General features: G+C 70.5%; 19 protein-coding genes. 11 read left to right on the top strand and 8 right to left on the bottom strand.

The window, feature by feature from the left end:
* Positions 1 to 204 precede the first annotated feature (204 nt).
* The gene (locus C6361_RS38430) at positions 205 to 357 is read right to left on the bottom strand and encodes a hypothetical protein (protein ID WP_234359079.1); all 153 of its coding nucleotides are present in this window, start codon (positions 355 to 357) and stop codon (positions 205 to 207) included.
* 118 nt (positions 358 to 475) lie between these two features.
* Positions 476 to 1,666 carry a cytochrome P450 gene (locus tag C6361_RS29360; RefSeq protein ID WP_107269709.1) on the bottom strand — a complete coding sequence of 397 codons (1,191 nt, stop codon included), beginning with the start codon at positions 1,664 to 1,666 and terminating at the stop codon, positions 476 to 478.
* Between the two features lie 138 nt (positions 1,667 to 1,804).
* Between C6361_RS29360 and C6361_RS29355 the strand changes: the two genes are divergently transcribed.
* Complete coding sequence (locus tag C6361_RS29355; RefSeq protein ID WP_107271259.1) at positions 1,805 to 2,440, top strand: hypothetical protein; 636 nt, start codon at positions 1,805 to 1,807, stop codon at positions 2,438 to 2,440.
* Between the two features lie 100 nt (positions 2,441 to 2,540).
* Here the strand turns inward: C6361_RS29355 and C6361_RS29350 are convergent, their stop codons facing one another.
* The gene (locus C6361_RS29350; protein ID WP_199853113.1) at positions 2,541 to 2,978 is read right to left on the bottom strand and encodes a nuclear transport factor 2 family protein; all 438 of its coding nucleotides are present in this window, start codon (positions 2,976 to 2,978) and stop codon (positions 2,541 to 2,543) included.
* An 83-nt stretch (positions 2,979 to 3,061) separates the two neighbouring features.
* Positions 3,062 to 4,039, bottom strand: a complete 978-nt coding sequence (locus C6361_RS29345) for an arabinan endo-1,5-alpha-L-arabinosidase (RefSeq protein WP_234359078.1) — start codon at positions 4,037 to 4,039, stop codon at positions 3,062 to 3,064.
* A 742-nt stretch (positions 4,040 to 4,781) separates the two neighbouring features.
* Between C6361_RS29345 and C6361_RS29340 the strand changes: the two genes are divergently transcribed.
* A complete protein-coding gene (locus C6361_RS29340; RefSeq protein WP_159079535.1) occupies positions 4,782 to 5,846 on the top strand; it encodes a family 43 glycosylhydrolase in 1,065 nt (354 codons plus the stop codon).
* Positions 5,847 to 5,943: 97 nt separating this feature from the next.
* Here C6361_RS29340 and C6361_RS29335 read toward each other — a convergent pair whose 3' ends face one another.
* Positions 5,944 to 6,990 carry an NAD(P)-dependent oxidoreductase gene (locus tag C6361_RS29335; RefSeq protein WP_304598512.1) on the bottom strand — a complete coding sequence of 349 codons (1,047 nt, stop codon included), beginning with the start codon at positions 6,988 to 6,990 and terminating at the stop codon, positions 5,944 to 5,946.
* On the opposite strand from C6361_RS29335, the gene C6361_RS29330 reads away from it, so the two are divergent.
* Positions 6,877 to 7,230, top strand: coding sequence for a helix-turn-helix domain-containing protein (locus C6361_RS29330; protein ID WP_107269704.1), 354 nt, complete (start codon positions 6,877 to 6,879; stop codon positions 7,228 to 7,230). The genes C6361_RS29335 and C6361_RS29330 overlap by 114 nt on opposite strands.
* Positions 7,231 to 7,406: 176 nt before the next feature.
* Here the strand turns inward: C6361_RS29330 and C6361_RS29325 are convergent, their stop codons facing one another.
* Together C6361_RS29325 and C6361_RS29320 are read right to left on the bottom strand one after the other, a co-directional pair.
* The gene (locus tag C6361_RS29325) at positions 7,407 to 7,613 is read right to left on the bottom strand and encodes a DUF397 domain-containing protein (protein ID WP_107271258.1); all 207 of its coding nucleotides are present in this window, start codon (positions 7,611 to 7,613) and stop codon (positions 7,407 to 7,409) included.
* Positions 7,614 to 7,632: 19 nt separating this feature from the next.
* Positions 7,633 to 8,499, bottom strand: a complete 867-nt coding sequence (locus C6361_RS29320; protein ID WP_107269703.1) for a helix-turn-helix transcriptional regulator — start codon at positions 8,497 to 8,499, stop codon at positions 7,633 to 7,635.
* A 306-nt stretch (positions 8,500 to 8,805) separates the two neighbouring features.
* Between C6361_RS29320 and C6361_RS37720 the strand changes: the two genes are divergently transcribed.
* The 4 genes from C6361_RS37720 (at position 8,806) to C6361_RS29310 (ending at position 10,460) form a co-directional block, all read left to right on the top strand.
* Positions 8,806 to 8,955: a hypothetical protein gene (locus tag C6361_RS37720; RefSeq protein WP_199853112.1), complete on the top strand. Its 150-nt coding sequence runs from the start codon at positions 8,806 to 8,808 to the stop codon at positions 8,953 to 8,955.
* Positions 8,956 to 8,989: 34 nt separating this feature from the next.
* Positions 8,990 to 9,187, top strand: a complete 198-nt coding sequence (locus C6361_RS37225) for a hypothetical protein (protein ID WP_159079534.1) — start codon at positions 8,990 to 8,992, stop codon at positions 9,185 to 9,187.
* 47 nt (positions 9,188 to 9,234) lie between these two features.
* Complete coding sequence (locus C6361_RS29315; RefSeq protein ID WP_159079533.1) at positions 9,235 to 9,819, top strand: DUF1707 domain-containing protein; 585 nt, start codon at positions 9,235 to 9,237, stop codon at positions 9,817 to 9,819.
* Between the two features lie 116 nt (positions 9,820 to 9,935).
* Positions 9,936 to 10,460, top strand: a complete 525-nt coding sequence (locus tag C6361_RS29310; RefSeq protein ID WP_107269701.1) for a tetratricopeptide repeat protein — start codon at positions 9,936 to 9,938, stop codon at positions 10,458 to 10,460.
* A gap of 43 nt (positions 10,461 to 10,503) precedes the next feature.
* On the opposite strand, the gene C6361_RS29305 is transcribed toward C6361_RS29310, so the two are convergent.
* Positions 10,504 to 11,439: a LysR family transcriptional regulator gene (locus C6361_RS29305; protein ID WP_107269700.1), complete on the bottom strand. Its 936-nt coding sequence runs from the start codon at positions 11,437 to 11,439 to the stop codon at positions 10,504 to 10,506.
* Positions 11,440 to 11,510: 71 nt separating this feature from the next.
* On the opposite strand from C6361_RS29305, the gene C6361_RS29300 reads away from it, so the two are divergent.
* From C6361_RS29300 to C6361_RS29285, 4 genes are all read left to right on the top strand, one after another.
* Positions 11,511 to 12,200, top strand: a complete 690-nt coding sequence (locus tag C6361_RS29300) for a succinate dehydrogenase cytochrome b subunit (protein ID WP_304598511.1) — start codon at positions 11,511 to 11,513, stop codon at positions 12,198 to 12,200.
* Between the two features lie 38 nt (positions 12,201 to 12,238).
* A complete protein-coding gene (locus C6361_RS29295; protein WP_107271257.1) occupies positions 12,239 to 14,176 on the top strand; it encodes a fumarate reductase/succinate dehydrogenase flavoprotein subunit in 1,938 nt (645 codons plus the stop codon).
* Complete coding sequence (locus C6361_RS29290) at positions 14,173 to 14,934, top strand: succinate dehydrogenase/fumarate reductase iron-sulfur subunit (protein WP_107257206.1); 762 nt, start codon at positions 14,173 to 14,175, stop codon at positions 14,932 to 14,934. The genes C6361_RS29295 and C6361_RS29290 overlap by 4 nt, the downstream gene beginning before the upstream one ends.
* A 282-nt stretch (positions 14,935 to 15,216) precedes the next feature.
* Entirely contained in the window at positions 15,217 to 16,236 is a 1,020-nt protein-coding gene (locus tag C6361_RS29285) for a serine hydrolase (protein WP_234359077.1), read from the top strand.
* Positions 16,237 to 16,265: the final 29 nt, after the last annotated feature.

Below are 16,265 nucleotides of genomic sequence, written 5' to 3'. Positions count from 1 at the left end.
CCGGCGCGGTGCGGTGGCGGTTGAGCGACTCGATTCGGACCCGCCGCCGATCAGCCGACCCGGTCTGGCCGAACGCCGGCACGCCGGGGCGGCCGGACCGCCGGGGCGCGGTGACCGTCGCGGGGCGCCGGCCACCGCGACGGCCCGGGCCGCGCCGGGCGGGGCCGCTGGACCGCTCGGCTGCGGGGGATGCTCCTATGGAAGTCAAGGGGTGTTGAGGGCGGTGAAGTCGGCGAGGAGGGCGGTGTGGACCTCGCGGACGATGTAGCGCTTGAGGCAGCGCATGATCTCTTTCTTGCTGAGTCCTTGTTTGGCCAAACAAGGACTCAGCAAGAAAGAGATCATGCGCTGCCTCAAGCGCTACATCGTCCGCGAGGTCCACACCGCCCTCCTCGCCGACTTCACCGCCCTCAACACCCCTTGACTTCCATAGGAGCATCCCGTCCCGGGACCGTCCCGTCGGCCGGTCCGTCGGTCAGCCGTGCGGCCTGACCGGGAGCGCCGACAGGCCACGGAGCAGCAGGCTGGACCGCCAGCCGATCTCCTCCGGCGGCACCGCCAGGCGCATCCCGGGAAACCGGCGGGCCAACCCACCGAAGGCGATCTGCCCCTCCAGCCGGGCCAACGGTGCGCCGAGGCAGTAGTGGATGCCGTGCCCGAACGCCAGGTTGGGGGTGGGCGGACGGTCCAGGTCCAGCCGGTCCGGCTCGGGGAACCGGTCCGGGTCCCGGTTGGCCGAGAGGAGGGCCACCAGCACCGACGCGCCCTGCGGGATGGTCCGGCCGCCCAGCTCGACCGGCTCCATCGCGGTCCGGAACGAGGCGTTCTGCACCGGCCCCTCGTAGCGCAGCACCTCGTCGATCGTCCCGGGCAGCAGCGCCGGTTCGGCCACCACCCGGGCCCAGCGCTCCGGTTCGGCCAACAGCAGCAGCATGCCGTTGCCGATCAGGTTGACCGTGGTCTCGTGGCCGGCGATCAGGAAGAGGTAGACCATCGAGACGAGTTCGTCGTCGGTGAGCCGGTCGCCCTGCTCGTGCACCGCGATCAGCGCGGAGAGCAGGTCGTCGGCCGGCCGCTCGCGCTTGGCCGCCAGCAGGGTACGGATGTAGCCGACGATCGCGGTCAGCGCGGGCGGCAGTCCGGCCGGGTTCATCGGGCCGGTCACGATCGCATCCGTCCACCTGCGGAAGTCGGCCTGGTCCTCGGCCGGTACGCCGAGCAGTTCGCAGATCACCTGGATCGGCAGCGGGAAGGCGAAGCGGTCGATCAGGTCAACCTCTTCGGCGTCGGCGATGCCGTCCAGCAACTGCTCGGTCAGCTCCTCCATCCGGGGGCGCAGTGCGGCGACCCGGCGTGCGGTGAAGGCGCCGGAGACCAGCCGCCGCAGCCGGGTGTGGTCGGGCGGGTTCAGCGCCAGCATGTGCCGGCCGACCGCCCGGGCCACGTCGTCCGGAATCATCCCCCGGTAGTTGAACCCGCCGGCCGAGGTGGCCTTGGCCAGCCGTGGGTCGCTCAGCGCCCGCTGGGCGTCCTCGTAACGGGTGACGACCCAGGCGGTGACGCCGGTCGGCAGCTCGACCTCCACGACCGGACTCTCCCGGCGCAGCTCGGCGAGGACCCGGTGCAGATCGGTGGCGGACCCGAACGGATTGGCAATGGTCGACATTCGTCTCCCCCCGCACGACGATGGACGGCCCGGCGACCGGAGCGGATCGGGGCTCCCTCCCATGCTGCCACCGTCGCCCCGTACGCAGAGTCCCGCTGACGGCCGGCCGCCGGACGGTCTCCGGCTATGATCTTGCGCATGGCACTGCTGCACCGGGCCGCACTGCATCCCGGCAAACTCGAACTTCTGGCGGACTGGCTGCCCGGCCGACGCTGGTACCGGGGCCCGGCCGCCGCCGACGTCGTCCGCGTCGCGAGCTTCCGGTTCGACGACCCGGACGGAGCGGTCGGGATCGAGACGATGCTCGTCAGGTCCGGCGACGGACCGGTGCACCAGGTTCCACTCACCTACCGGGCCGCGCCGCTGCCCGGCGGCGACGACTGGCTGATCGGGACCACCGAGCACTCGGTGCTCGGCCGCCGCTGGGTGTACGACGCCTGCGGCGACCCGGTCTACGCCAGCGCGCTGGCCGCCGCGATCGTCACCGGTAGCGGCCAGGCGGAGGAGTTCTTCGAGGTCGACGGGGTACGCGAGGTCCGGCCGCCGAGCATGACCGTGACCGGCGACGGCACCCCGGGCAGCACCGTACCGCCGGTGCACGTGATCCACCGGGTGGTCGAGGAGGAGCCGACGACGATCGTCACGGACTCCGTGGAACTCGCGGTCGTCCGCCGCCCCGGCGCGAAGGACCACGGGCTGACCGGTGCCGTGTTGACCGCTACCTGGGCCGACCAGCCGACCCCGCTGCCCCTGGCGTACGCCGTCGCCCGCTGACCTACGGAGCCGCCAGCGCACCGGCCCGCCGCCCCGGCGTGGGCGTACCGTCCGGAGCCGTCGCGCCGGAGTCCGCCGGTCCACCCGGAGCCGCTCGTCGTCACGCGCCTCGGGCCGGTTGTGGCGGGGACGGGACCTGCGGTGGGGGTGCGAAGTAGTCGCGGAGCTTCGCGATCCGGCCGGCGCGGACCCGGAAGACCTGCACCAGGGACACGGTCGTACGCTGCCCGGTCGGCGCGACGAGGACGGTGTCGATCTCGACAAGGAAGACGTCGGGATCGGCGGTCTCGTGCAGCACGTACCCGGACGCCGCCGCGTCGACCGTGCCCTGGTAGGCCGGCTCCCGGTGGTACGCGCCGATGCCGGCCCGGATCGCTTCCCGGCCGACCAGCCGGCGCGGCAGCGGATGACCCTCCGGCACCAGCGGCGCCTCGTATTCACCGTCGTCGGTGAAGAGGGCGGCGATCGCCTCGGGGTCCCGGCTGATCGCACCGGCGTGGACGTACCGTTCGAAGAGTTCCCGGTGGGTGCGGGTCACTCTCTCCAGCCTACCGGCCGCCGTCCGGCCGGGCCGCCCGTCGACGTCGAGCGGCCCGACCGGACGGTCGGCACCCGCACCTGTCAGAAGAGGAAGGGCCATCCGGCGTTGTCGTAGCCGATGCGGTTGATGCCGAGCAGGGCGGCGCCGTTGCTGGCGTTGTAGTAGTGGTAGACCAGTATGTCGCCGTCGTTGTCGGCGAAAACGGCCTGGTGTCCCGGTCCGCGGACGTTGTCGTGTCCGGCCAGTATTTCGGTGCCGCCACCGGCGTTCATGTCGCGGCCGTTGCGGTCGAGGTAGGGGCCGGTGATGCTGGTCGAGCGGCCCACCATGACCCGGTAGGTGCTGGATGCGCCTCGGCAGCACATGTCCCACGACACCCACAGGTAGTAGTAGGCGCCGCGCTTGAAGATGTACGGGGCCTCGATGGCGCCGCCGCCGCGACCGGCGATGCTGCGGATCGTGCCGTCGAGGCGCAGGCCGTTGGACGGGTTGACCTGGACGAGTTTGAGGCCGGACCAGAACGATCCGAAGCTGAGCCACCAGCGGCCCTGGTCGTCCACGGCGAGGTTGGGGTCGATGGCGTTGAAGTTGTCCGAGGTCCTGGACTCGATGACCAGGCCGCGGTTCGTCCAGGAGCCGGACGTGCCGGTCGGACTGGTGGCGAGGAAGATCGCTGAGCGGTTGGATCCGAACGACGAGGCCGAGTAGTACAGCCAGTATTGGCCGTTGTGGTAGGAGATGTCTCCGGCCCAGAGGTTGCGGCCGCCGTTGGTGTACGACAACGTCCACGGTGCGCCGCCGGGGAAGGCCGAACCGGCGTTGCGCCAGGCGGTCCGGTCCGTAGAGGTCTTGAGCGCGACGTTGTCGCCGGTGTGCACCATGAGGTAGCCGCCGGTGGGCCGCTTGACCACGGTCGGGTCGTGTACGCCGATGTCTCCGGTCACTCGGCCGGGCGCCGGGTACTGCGCCAGCACCGTGCCGGTCGTGGCCGGCGGCTCGTTGCCGCCGACGGAGGTGAGTTGCCACTGCTGGTTCGTGTCCGTAGTGGCCGCTGCCACGGGTTTCGGGTTGAGCACGGTGCCAGCAACAGCGGTCACCGCACACACAGCCACGGTCAGCAAGGCCCTCCATCGCCTGTGGCGGTGTGCTCCGAGAAGTTGACTCATCGGACATCCCTTTCCGGTCCAGGTTTCTGGTCCACGCCGGCACCATCGACAACGCGGGTTCCTGCACGTTTCCACAACCGCCGATGTGATAGCTCACATCGATGAACATGGTTGCCTGCGAGCCATCATGCGATGTCGAAGCGCTTCTCTGACCCTCGAACTCCTACCGAAATGTTTGCGATAACATGCCCGCTCCGATCGGGCACCACCGCATCGCGGCGGCGGCGTGTCGCCTGGCCAGGGCGCCGAAAGGCTCGAAACCTCTGTAGGTAGCTGGCCATGGAGGATGCCGTAAGCCCTTGCGGCCGGCCCGACCCCTGTCCCAACCGACCTGCCCCGGACGCCTTGACAGCAGGAGATGTTAGCGCTCACAGTTGCTCGGACGGGATGAGCAACCGTCAATGTCCCCGCCCCTGTCGATGCCGGATCATCCCGGATGGACGAGGGCCCACCTCCCCGGACCGGCCCAGGCACCCGCAAGCGCGATGACGCCTCAGAGCACCCATTCAGCGGTCACGAAGGGAGCTGTACCACCACCTCACCGGCCGGTGAAGACACCGTCAGCGCGTCCCCGAGTGGTCTCGGGCAGCAGCCCCGCCCATTCCCGGACGCAGGTCCCAAGGAAGGAACCGCGATGATCACGATCCACAGACCGAAAGCGGCGCGACGGCTGCTGACCACCGCCGTCGTCGCCGTACTCGTGTCGACCCTGGGCGCGACCGTCCCCGCCGCCCCGGCGCTCGCCGCGCCCGGACCGTCGTTCACCAACCCCCTCGTCGGCGCCCCGAACAGCGCGGACCCGTCGATCGTCTACAGCAACGGCAACTGGTACTACATCGCCACCACCTGGACCTCCCGAATCGTCATGCGCACCTCGTCCACCATGGCCGGGCTGAAGAACGCGCCGGAACGAACCGTGTTCACCCTCGCCCCCGGGCCGGGCTGCTGCACCATGTGGGCACCGGACATCCAGTGGATCAACAACCGGTGGTACATCTACTTCTCCGCCGAACCCTCCCCCGGCCAGGGCGCACGCCGCACCGGCGTACTCGAAAGCAACGGCACCGACCCACTCGGCCCGTACACCTACCGAGGCATCCTCAACCTCGAACCCAACAACGGATGGGCGATCGACGGCAGCGTCGTCCGGTTCAACGGCTACGTGAACCACTTCGTCTACTCCGCCTTCCGAGGCGGCGAACAAGGACTGTTCATCGCCCCGATGTCCTCACCGACCCAGGTCTCCCGCAACGGCACACGAATCTCGTCCCCGACACTGTCCTGGGAACGGCAGGGCGGCGCGGTCAACGAAGGCCCGTACGCCGTCTACAACGGCGGACGAACCTTCCTGACGTACTCGGCCAGTTCCTGCAACACACCCGACTACAAGCTCGGCACCCTGACCTGGACCGGCGGCGACCCGATGTCGCCCAGCTCCTGGACGAAGCGATCGACACCCATCTTCCAGCGCAGCGACGCCAACGGCGTCTACGGCCCGGGCCACGCCTCCTTCACCAGATCACCCGACGGCGCGGAAACCTGGATCGTCTACCACGCCAACTCCTCCACCAACCAGGGCTGCGGCACCACCCGCACCACCCGAGCACAGAAGATCGGCTGGAACTCCGACGGCACCCCGAACCCCGGCGTACCGGTCCGCACCGGCACCACCATCGCCGGCCCCTCCGGCGACTCGTAACCACCCACACGGCCCGCTGGGACGCCCTCACCACGAGGACGTCCCAGCATGGCCGAACCGCCCACCGCCCCTGGCTTCCCCACCTTCGACACAGGCGCTAACGGCGACCGAGGAGTTCGGCCACCCGGAGGAAGCCGTCCGTGCCGTGGCCGAGCCCGATCACCCGGCGGGTCAGACCCTCGACCGCCCGCATCACGCTCGCGTCGATCCCGTGCGCCTCGGAGGCGTGCACGATGTGCGCCATGGTCGAGGCCGCCGAGGTGATCGGGTTGTCCGCACCGGAGTAGCTGCCGTCCTCGACCTCCGCCGCCGTCTGCTCGAAGACCGGCGGCAGGATCGCGCCGATGCCCTGGGCGAAGGGCGCGAGTTCCCGGGCGCTGATCCCCTCCGCCCGGGCCACCGCCAGCGCGTGCGCCCAGCCCGCCATCGAGGTCCAGAAGATGTCGAGCAGGGCGATGTCGTACGCCGCCGCCCGGCCGATCTCCTCGCCGACGTGCGTGTGCGTGCCGCCCAGCCTCTCCAGCACGGGCCGGTGCCGCCGGTAGAGGTCGCCCGGACCACTGTGGATGAATACGCCGTCCGGCGTACCGATGGTGCTGGTCGGCGTCATGATCGCGCCGTCCAGGTAGCCGATGCCGTGCTCGGCCGCCCAGGCGGCGACGTCCCGGGCCCGCTGCGGCGTGTCGGCACTGAGGTTCGCCACCGTACGCCCCTTGAGCGCGTCGGCGACGGCGTCGGTCCGGAGGATCGCGTCCACCGCGTCGTTGTTGACCACGCAGACCACGGTCAGGTCACTCGCGGCGACCGCCTCCGCGACCGAGCCGACGCCGGCCGCGCCCCGCTCGACCAGGGCGGTCTCCCGGCCGGGAGTCCGGTTCCAGACCGTGGTCGGCAGGCCGGCATCCAGGAACGCGCCGGCCAGGGCCCGGCCCATCGGTCCGAGACCGAGTACCGTGACAGCGGAGTGTTCGGGGTGTGAGGACATGCTGGTACTCCTGAACTTGTGCGCACTTGGGTTAAGAGGACGTAGATGACGCGCAGCCGTGCCCGGGATCTGAACGTCTGCGGGGTGACCGCCGCGATCACCGTGATCGACGGCAAGTGGAAGACGTCGCTGCTCTGGCTGCTGGAATCCGGCCCGCACCTCCCCGCCGAGCTACGGCGGCGGCTGCCCGGCCTCACCGAGAAGGTGCTGACCCAGGCGCTACGCGAGATGGAGAGCGACGGGCTGGTGCACCGGGAGGTGCACGACGTACTGCCGCTGAAGACTGTCTATTCGCTGACCCCGTTCGGCCGCGACCTCGCCGAGGCGCTGGCGCCACTCTCCGACTGGGGACACCGCCGCCTGGACAGGCTCGCCGCCGCCCAGCCGTCGGCCTCCTGACATCCCGCCGACCTCCCGTCGATCCGGATTCCGGCGGCCGTCCGACCGCCCGCAACCAGACTCGTACGGCGGCGGTGACCCGACAAGTACGCACAAAAAAGTGGCTACCCGCGACGGCGCGGACGGCGGCCCCGACCGTGGGTACGGCGGGGCCGCCGAACCGTGCTGCGAAACGGTTACGCCGAGGGCATCCCGTCCTTCAGCGACATCGCGAAGGCCGCCCATGTGGCTGGCCGGAACTCCAGCACCGGGCCGGTCCGGTCCTTGCTGTCCCGCACCAGAACGACGGCTCCGAGGTTGTCGGCAACCTCGACACAGTTGCCGTTACCACCTGAACGACTGCTCGTACGCCACCTGGCGCTGGACATGTTGACGTCGTACATCTTCCTCACCTCCCTCCGGTCAGTGCTGTTCGGTGACGCGGCCGATCATCCGGACGGAGGCCGCCGGATTGAGCGCCGCCGCGCGCAGATGCTCGAATAGATCGGTGTAGCTGGCGATGTCAGTGTCACGTTCCAGGAAAAGGCCATTGACCCGATTTTCGAGGTACACCAGTTCCGGATCGGCCGAATCCGGAAAACCCATGATCGCGAACGCGCCGTGCATTCCGGGATGTGCGCCCACGTCGTAGGGCAGCACCTGCACCGTGATGTTTGGCAGCTTGCTGAGCTTGGTGAGGTGTTGCAACTGGTCACGGATCACGTCGCCTGAGCCGACTCGCCGGTGCAGGACGCTCTCGTCGATGATGGCCCACACCCGCAACGGCTCGGCCCGGGCAAGCACCTCCTGGCGCTTGAGTCGCGCCTCGACCCGGCGTTCCACCTCGTCCTCGGTAATCTCCGGCAGGACGCCGGCGATCAAGGCTCGGGCGTACGCCTCGGTCTGGAGCAGGCCCGGGACGAAGAGCGACTCGTAGTTGCGGACCGACTGGGCCTCGGACTCGAACGAGATGTAGGTGCTGTACTCGTCGGGCAGTTGGTCCTCGTACGCCTGCAACCAGCCCAGTTGCCCGGCGTCCTTGGCCAGGTCGACCAGTTCGAGCCGGCGTTCGAGATCCGCGACGCCGTAGACGTCGAGCAGGCCGAGCAGGGTCCGGCGCTGAGGTCGCGCCCGCGCGGTTTCGAGCCGCCAGAGCGTGGCGGGATTCATGTGGGTCCGTTCCGCGACGTCTTCCCGGGTGAGTCCGGCGTGGTGCCGCAGTGCGCGGAGTTCCGCCGCCAGTCGGCGCAGTCTGACGGTCGGCGGTTGTTTTCGTGCCGCCACGTTCATGCTCCTTCGCTCCTCTCCAGTCTCAGGTGGCTTGCGTTTGCAAGGCAATGGAAAAGCCGCGCGATGTGAACAGTGCGGGCGCTTCGCAAGCCTTGCGTTCGTGCATGACGCTCCAGCAACATGACTCACGGTACGGCCCTGGTCACGCTTTGGCTGACCCGTACCGGCCACGGCGCGCCGTGCACCTTCCCCCGCTGAAGCGCGCCGTGGCCACCGCCCCTCGGGCGGTTGTCCCTCAACCGGGATGCCGGGCAGGTCCTCTGGCGGCAACCAGCTGCCCGGCATCCCATCGCCCAGGAGGTCGCCATGCTGCTGCGTCTGTTCTGCACGGTCGTCGGCTGCACACTGCTCGGCTTCCTCGCCGGGCTCTTCGCCTTCAGGGTCAAGTCCCGCTGGTGTCCACGCTGCGGCACGACCACCTCCGAACTCGCCGGCCAGCACCGCGCGCGGCCCTGATCGCGTAACCCGGCTCTGCGAGAAAGGAACGGCGATGAGCCTGGAGGAACTGACCCACCGGGAGCCCTTCTACGCGGCGATGCGGCTGCTGACCGAAACGGCGTGGCGGCGGAACATGACAGTCGAGGCCCTGCTGACCCTGACCGAACTGCTCGACCCGACCGACGACACGCACATCGGGCAACCGGCCGGCGAGGAACGGACGTGCGGGCCGCCGGGTCCGCGCGACTGAGCCGGCCGGGCTTCTGTACCTGTCGGCCGAACCGTAGTGTTGGTCAGGTGAGTGGTGAGTTGGTCCCGCCGAGGCGGGAGGTGCGCCTGTCCGACGCCGAGCGGGAGGCCGTCGTCTCCCGGTTGAGCGCTGCGGTCGCGGAGGGCCGGTTGACCCTGCCCGAGTTCGAGGAGCGCGTCGACGCCGTGCTCCGTGCGCGGACCGATGCCGAGGTGCAGCCCTACGTCGCCGACCTGCCGGACGTGGCCCCGGCCGTCGCACCCGACGAGGTCGTCGAACTGAACAGCTTCGCCGGGGAGATCAAGCGCTCGGGTCGGTGGGCCGTACCCCGGAAACTCGTGGTGCGCAGCAAGGCCGGCACCGTCAAGCTCGACCTGCGGCACGCCGTGATCAGTCACCGCGTGGTCGACGTCGACCTCGCCACCCAGGCGGGCTCCACGACCATCGTGTTGCCGGCAGGCGCGACCGCCAACATCGACGGGGTCAACACGAGCGCCGGTACGGCGACGGCCAAGGTGCCGTCCACCCCCGAACCCGGCTCGACCGCCCCGCACCTCGTCGTCACCGGCAGCACCGCCGCCGGGACGCTGGTGGTGCGCTACGAGCGCCGCTTCTGGCGCTGGCGCTGGTAACCCGAGCCGCGACGAGCCTCGACGCGTCTCAGGTGGCGGGCCCGCCGACGTGTGGCTCGGGTCACCACGGCCGGCGCCGACCTCGACACCGTCGGCGGTCCTGGGAGTCTGCACGGATGCGGGACTGGGAGCGGCGGGTCGCCGAGGCGTGGGCGTCGATCGACGAGTACGAGGGCCGGGAGGACGACTTCCGGGCCCTGATCGAGAGCCTGGCGGCGGAGTTGCCCGACGGCGATCCGGTCGCCGCGTTCGAGCGGGCCTGTGCCTGGGACTCCACCGGCCACTCCGACCGGGCCGTTCCGCTCTACCGGTGGGCTCTCGACCACGGACTCGCCGGCTACCGGCGGCGCCGCGCCGTGATCCAGATGTCCAGCTCGCTGCGGAACATCGGAGAGGCCGAACTCGCGGTCACCCTGCTGGAGGCCGAGCGCGACATCGACCCGGCGACGCTGGACGAGCCGACCCGGGGGCTCGCCGACGCGATCAGCGCGACGCTGGCGCTCTGCCTGGCCGACAGCGGCCGGGAACGGGAGGCGGTATCGGTCGCGGTCGCCGCGCTCGCCCCGCACCTGCCCCGCTACCAGCGCTCGATGGCGAACTACGCGCGACTGCTCCTCACCCCTGACGGGAGGCTGGAATAGCCGCCGGACCGGAGCGGCCGACATCGAACCGGACAGGCCGGCGTCAGTACGGCGTGACGCCCGCCGGCAGCGTCGAGTTCTCGGCCGCCGTACCGATGTATTGCAGCAGGATCCGCCGGAACGCCCGCGCCGCGTGGGTGGGTTCCGGTTCCCGGCGCCGGGCCAGCGCGATGGTCCGGTGCACTCCCGGCGGGGCCAGCGGGGTGACCCAGAGTCTCGGGCGGCGGGCGACCACGATGCCCGGCACCAGGGCCACGCCGAGTCCCGCCTCCACGAAGCTCAGCACCGCGTCCATCTCGCCGCCGTCCACCGCGAGCGAGGGCTCGAAGCCCGCCTCCCGGCAGGCCCGCAGGGTGGCGTCCCGCAGGTCGTAGCCCTGCCGGAACATCACCAGCGGCTGGTGGCGCAGGTCGGTGAGGTGCATGGTGCCGGCCGAGTCGGTCATCGGCAGCGGGTTGAGCGAGGCGACCACCAGGTTGTCCCGGAGGATCGGCTCGGCGATCAGCGCCGGGTCGGCACCGGTCGCGGGCAGGATGATCAGCGCCAGGTCCAGTTCGCCCCGGAGCAGGTCGCGGACGAGGTCCTGCGAGCCGCTCTCCTCCACCCGCAGGTCGACGCCGGGGTGGGCGTCCCGGAACCGGCGCAGCACGGTGGGGGCGAGCGAGGTGGCGAGGCTGGGGGTGGCGCCGAGGCGTACCCGGCCGCGCCGGACCCCGACGAGTTCCTGCACCTCCCGGCGGGCGGTGTCGACGTCGGCGAGGATGCGTTCGGCGAGCGGCAGCAGCACCTCGCCGGCCGCCGTCAGCCCGATGTTGCCGCGTACCCGTTCGAAGAGCGGGGCGCCGAGGTCCGCCTCCAGGGCGTGAATCTGCTTACTCAGCGACGGCTGGGTGATGCCCACGTTGTCGGCGGCATGAGTGAAATGCCGGGTTTCTGCCACCGCCACGAAGTATCTCAACTGGTGGAGCTGCACGTTGATAGCCTACAGCTATCGTTGCTGGGGCTTCGATGCATTGGACGACTAATCAGAGGTCTCCTAGCGTTCATCAGGTGACAGCTGTATCGACGCGGTCGCCGATCCGGTCCAGCATCGGCCTCAAGGCCGTGATGGCGGTGACGGGCATCCTGCTGGTGCTCTTCCTCATCGCGCACATGCTCGGCAATCTCAAGATCTTCTTCGGCCCCGAGTCGTTCGACCACTACGCGCACTGGCTGCGTACCATCGGCGCTCCCGTGCTGCCGGACACCTGGTACCTCTGGATCCAGCGCGCCGTGCTCGGCGTCGCGCTGATCGCGCACATCTGGTCGGCCACCGTGCTGGCCCGGCGGGCCCGGGCGGCCCGACCCGTCCGGTACGCGCACCGCCCCAAGGTGCAGGGCAGCTACGCGGCCCGGACGATGCGCTGGGGCGGAGTGATCATCGCCCTCTTCGTCGTCTACCACCTGCTGGACCTGACCACCGGCGACCTGAACCCGGTCGGCGACCCGCGCCGGCCGTACGCGAACGTGGCCGCCGACTTCGCGCCGGAACGCTGGTACGTCACCCTGCTCTACACCGTCGCGATCGTCACCCTCGGCTTCCACCTGCGGCACGGCATGTTCAGCGCGTTCCGCAGCCTCGGTCAGCAGACCCCCCGGGGCGAGGCCCGGGCCCGGGCGCTCTCGCTCGGCTTCGCCGTCGCGCTCTGCGCCGGCTACCTGGTCGTCCCCTTCGCGGTGATCGCGGGATTGGTGCGCTGATGAACTCCACCAACGGCTCGGTGAACCCCACCAACGGGCTGGACCTCTTCACCATCGGCGAGCCGATCGCCGACACCAAGGCGCCGGACGGGCCGATCGAGACCCGCTGGCAGCGCCGCCGGTTCTCCGCCAAACTCGTCAACCCGGCCAACCGGCGCAAGCTCACCGTGATCGTCGTCGGCACCGGGCTGGCCGGCGGCTCGGCCGCGGCGACGCTGGGCGAGCAGGGCTACCAGGTCAAGTCATACTGCTACCAGGACAGCCCGCGTCGGGCGCACTCGATCGCCGCCCAGGGCGGCATCAACGCGGCCAAGAACTACCGCAACGACGGCGACTCGATCCAGCGCCTCTTCTACGACACCGTCAAGGGCGGCGACTTCCGGTCCCGGGAGTCGAACGTACGCCGGCTCGCCGAGGTCTCGGTGGAGATCATCGACCAGGCGGTGGCCCAGGGCGTACCGTTCGCCCGGGAGTACGGCGGACTGCTCGACACCCGCTCGTTCGGCGGCGCCCAGGTGCAGCGCACCTTCTACGCCCGGGGCCAGACGGGCCAGCAGTTGCTGCTCGGGGCGTACCAGGCGCTGGAGCGGCAGATCGGGCTCGGCCGGGTCGAGATGCACAGCCGGCACGAGATGCTGGAACTGATCGTGGTCGACGGCCGGGCCCGGGGCATCGTGGTCCGCGACCTGGTCACCGGCGAGATCACTACCGACTTCGCCGACGCCGTGGTGCTGGCCACCGGCGGCTACGGCAACGTCTTCTACCTCTCCACCAACGCCAAGGGTTGCAACGTCACCGCCACCTGGCGGGCGCACCGCAAGGGCGCGCTCTTCGCCAACCCCTGCTACACGCAGATCCACCCGACCTGCATCCCGGTCTCCGGCGACCACCAGTCGAAGCTGACCCTGATGAGCGAGTCGCTGCGCAACGACGGGCGGGTCTGGGTGCCGAAGGCGGCCGGCGACGACCGGCCACCCCGGCAGATCCCCGAGGACGAGCGGGACTACTTCCTGGAGCGGATGTACCCGTCCTTCGGCAACCTCGTCCCCCGGGACATCGCCTCCCGGGCGGCCAAGAACGTCTGCGACTCCGGCCGGGGCGTCGGGCAGACCGGGCTCGGCGTCTATCTCGACTTCGCCGACGCGATCGACCGGCTCGGCCGCTCCGCGATCGCCGACCGGTACGGCAACCTCTTCGAGATGTACCAGCGGATCACCGGCGAGGACCCGTACGAGGTGCCGATGCGGATCTATCCGGCGGTGCACTACACGATGGGCGGGCTCTGGGTCGACTACGACCTCCAGTCGACCATTCCCGGCCTCTTCGTGATCGGCGAGGCGAACTTTTCCGACCACGGCGCCAACCGGCTCGGCGCCTCGGCGCTGATGCAGGGCCTGGCCGACGGCTACTTCGTACTGCCCAGCACCATCGCCGACTATCTCGCCGCCGGGCCGTTCGAGTCGCTGGCCGAGGACCATCCCGAGGTGGTGGCGGCCCGCGACGACGTCACCGACCGGCTGGGCCGGCTGCTCGCCTGCCAGGGCGACCGGACCGTCGACTCGTTCCACCGCGAGCTGGGCCAGATCATGTGGGACCACTGCGGCATGGAGCGCAGCGACGCCGGGCTGCGCAAGGCGCTCGCCGAGATCCGCAGTCTGCGGGAACAGTTCTGGCAGCGGGTGCGGGTGCCGGGCGACGGCGAGGGGCTCAACCAGGCGCTGGAGAAGGCCGGCCGGGTCGCCGACTTCTTCGAGCTGGCCGAGCTGATGTGCATCGACGCGCTGCACCGTACCGAGTCGGCGGGCGGGCACTTCCGGAGCGAGAGCCAGACCCCGGAGGGCGAGGCGCAGCGCGACGACGACAACTTCAGCTACGTGGCGGCCTGGGAGTTCACCGGCGCCGACCGCCCGCCGGTACTGCACAGGGAAGACCTGGTTTTCGAGTACGTCCACCCCACCCAGCGGAGTTACAAGTGAACCTGACCCTGCGGATCTGGCGCCAGAGCGGACCGGACGATCCCGGCCGGATGGTCAGCTACCAGGTCCCGGACGTCTCCCCCGACATGTCGTTCCTGGAGATGCTGGACGTACTCAACGACCGGCTGACCCTCGACGGCGAGGAACCGATCGCCTTCGACCACGACTGCCGGGAAGGCATCTGCGGCGCCTGCGGCATGGTGATCAACGGTGTGGCACACGGCCCGGAGCGGGCGACCACGGCCTGCCAGCTCCACATGCGACACTTTCGGGACGGCCAGACCATCGACATCGAGCCGTGGCGGGCCAAGGCGTTCCCGGTGATCAAGGACCTGGTGGTGGACCGGAGCGCATTCGACCGGATCATCGCGGCCGGCGGATACATCACCGCGCCGACCGGCTCCGCCCCGGAGGCGCACGCCCAACTCGTCCGCAAGTCCGACGCCGACGCCGCCTTCGAGTCGGCCGCCTGCATCGCCTGCGGCGCCTGCGTCGCGGCCTGCCCGAACGGTTCGGCGATGCTCTTCACCGCCGCCAAGGTGAGCCACCTGAGCCTGCTGCCGCAGGGTCAGCCGGAGCGTTCCACCCGGGTCGTCGGGATGGTCGACGCGCACGACGAGGCCGGTTTCGGCGGCTGCACCAACATCGGCGAGTGCACCGCCGTCTGTCCGAAGGGGATCCCGCTGACCAGCATCGGCCGGCTCAACCGGGACTATCTCAAGGCCACCCGGGAGCGGGACGGAGCGCCCGGCACCTGACCCGCGCCGCACCCCACCATCACCCGGGCCCGGGCACCGCCGCCCGGCACGGCCCGCACACCGCCGCCGCACGCCCGGACCGCACACACCGCCGCCGTACACCCGGCCCGCACACGTCGCCGTACACCGGCGCGGGCGTGAGCCGGAGGCCGCAGCGGTCCGGGCCGGAGTCGCCTATTGTTACCCGTCAACGAGCCGCAGATCCGGCAGCCGTCCCGAGGGCCGCGTCCGCACCGGACAGCCGCCGGCGGGTGACATCGACCCCTCCGATGGGAGCACGTGGTGAGCAGGGTGAATCGCAGGACCGCACTGGGCATCGGCAGCGCCGCCACCGCCGGCGTCGTGCTCGGTACCGCCACTCCGGCGATGGCCGCGCCGAACAGTGGCGGGAAGGGACTCGACAGCCCCGACCGGGCCCGCGCCGACCGGGTCGCCGCGATCTACCGCCGGGAGAGGACGAAGGCCGGCGGGAACTGGTACGCGTACCTGAGCGTCGCCAGCGGGACCGGCCCGGCGCCGCTACCGGCGGTACGGGAGAACCAGGACACCGTCGTCGAGGCGTACAGCGTCAACAAGATCGCGGTGGCGACGGCGGTGCTGGACAAGGTCGACCGGGGGCTGCTCACCCTGGACCAGCGGGTCGAGGTCACCTCGGGGATCGTGGTGCCCGGCGGTGACGGCATCTTCAGCCTGGACGGCGCCTACCCCAGCTCGGTGACCCTGGGCCACGTACTCGCCGCGCTGCTGACCGTCTCCGACGACACCGCCGTCCGGCTCTGCGGCCTGGTCTGCCCGGCCGCCGAACTCAACCAGATCCTGGTCGGCAAGGGCTTCCCGAAGACCCAGGTCGAGCCGGTCGCCAACCCGAACCGGTTCTTCCTCGGCACCAGCACCGCCCGGGAGACCCACGACCTGCTCCAGGCGCTGGTCCGGGGCACGCTGCTCTCCGCCACCTCGACCACCTTCCTGCTCAACCAGCTCCGGGCGCCGATCGCGTTCACCGACGGCATCCGCCGGAACATGTCCTCGGCCGACCGGGCCCGGATCGCCACCAAGGCGGGCTGGTTCGGCAACGCCCGGCACGAGGCCGGACTGATCTTCGATCCGGCCGGCACGCCGGTGCTGACGTACGTGCTCTTCGCCGACGGCCAGGCCGACCCGGACAACTTCGGTTCGACCCACCCGGCGGTGCAGGCCCGGGCGGCGATGGGCCCGGCCTTCCTCGCCGCGGTCGACGGGCTGAGCAACCTGTCGGTGCCGGCCCGCCGCCCCCGGATGTACCAGCCGACCAACGGCGGCTGACCCCGCACCCGGCCGACACCCGAGCCACG

The organism is Plantactinospora sp. BC1, from assembly GCF_003030345.1.
Classification (GTDB): domain Bacteria; phylum Actinomycetota; class Actinomycetes; order Mycobacteriales; family Micromonosporaceae; genus Plantactinospora.
This window is presented reverse-complemented; position numbering and strand designations above follow the sequence as displayed.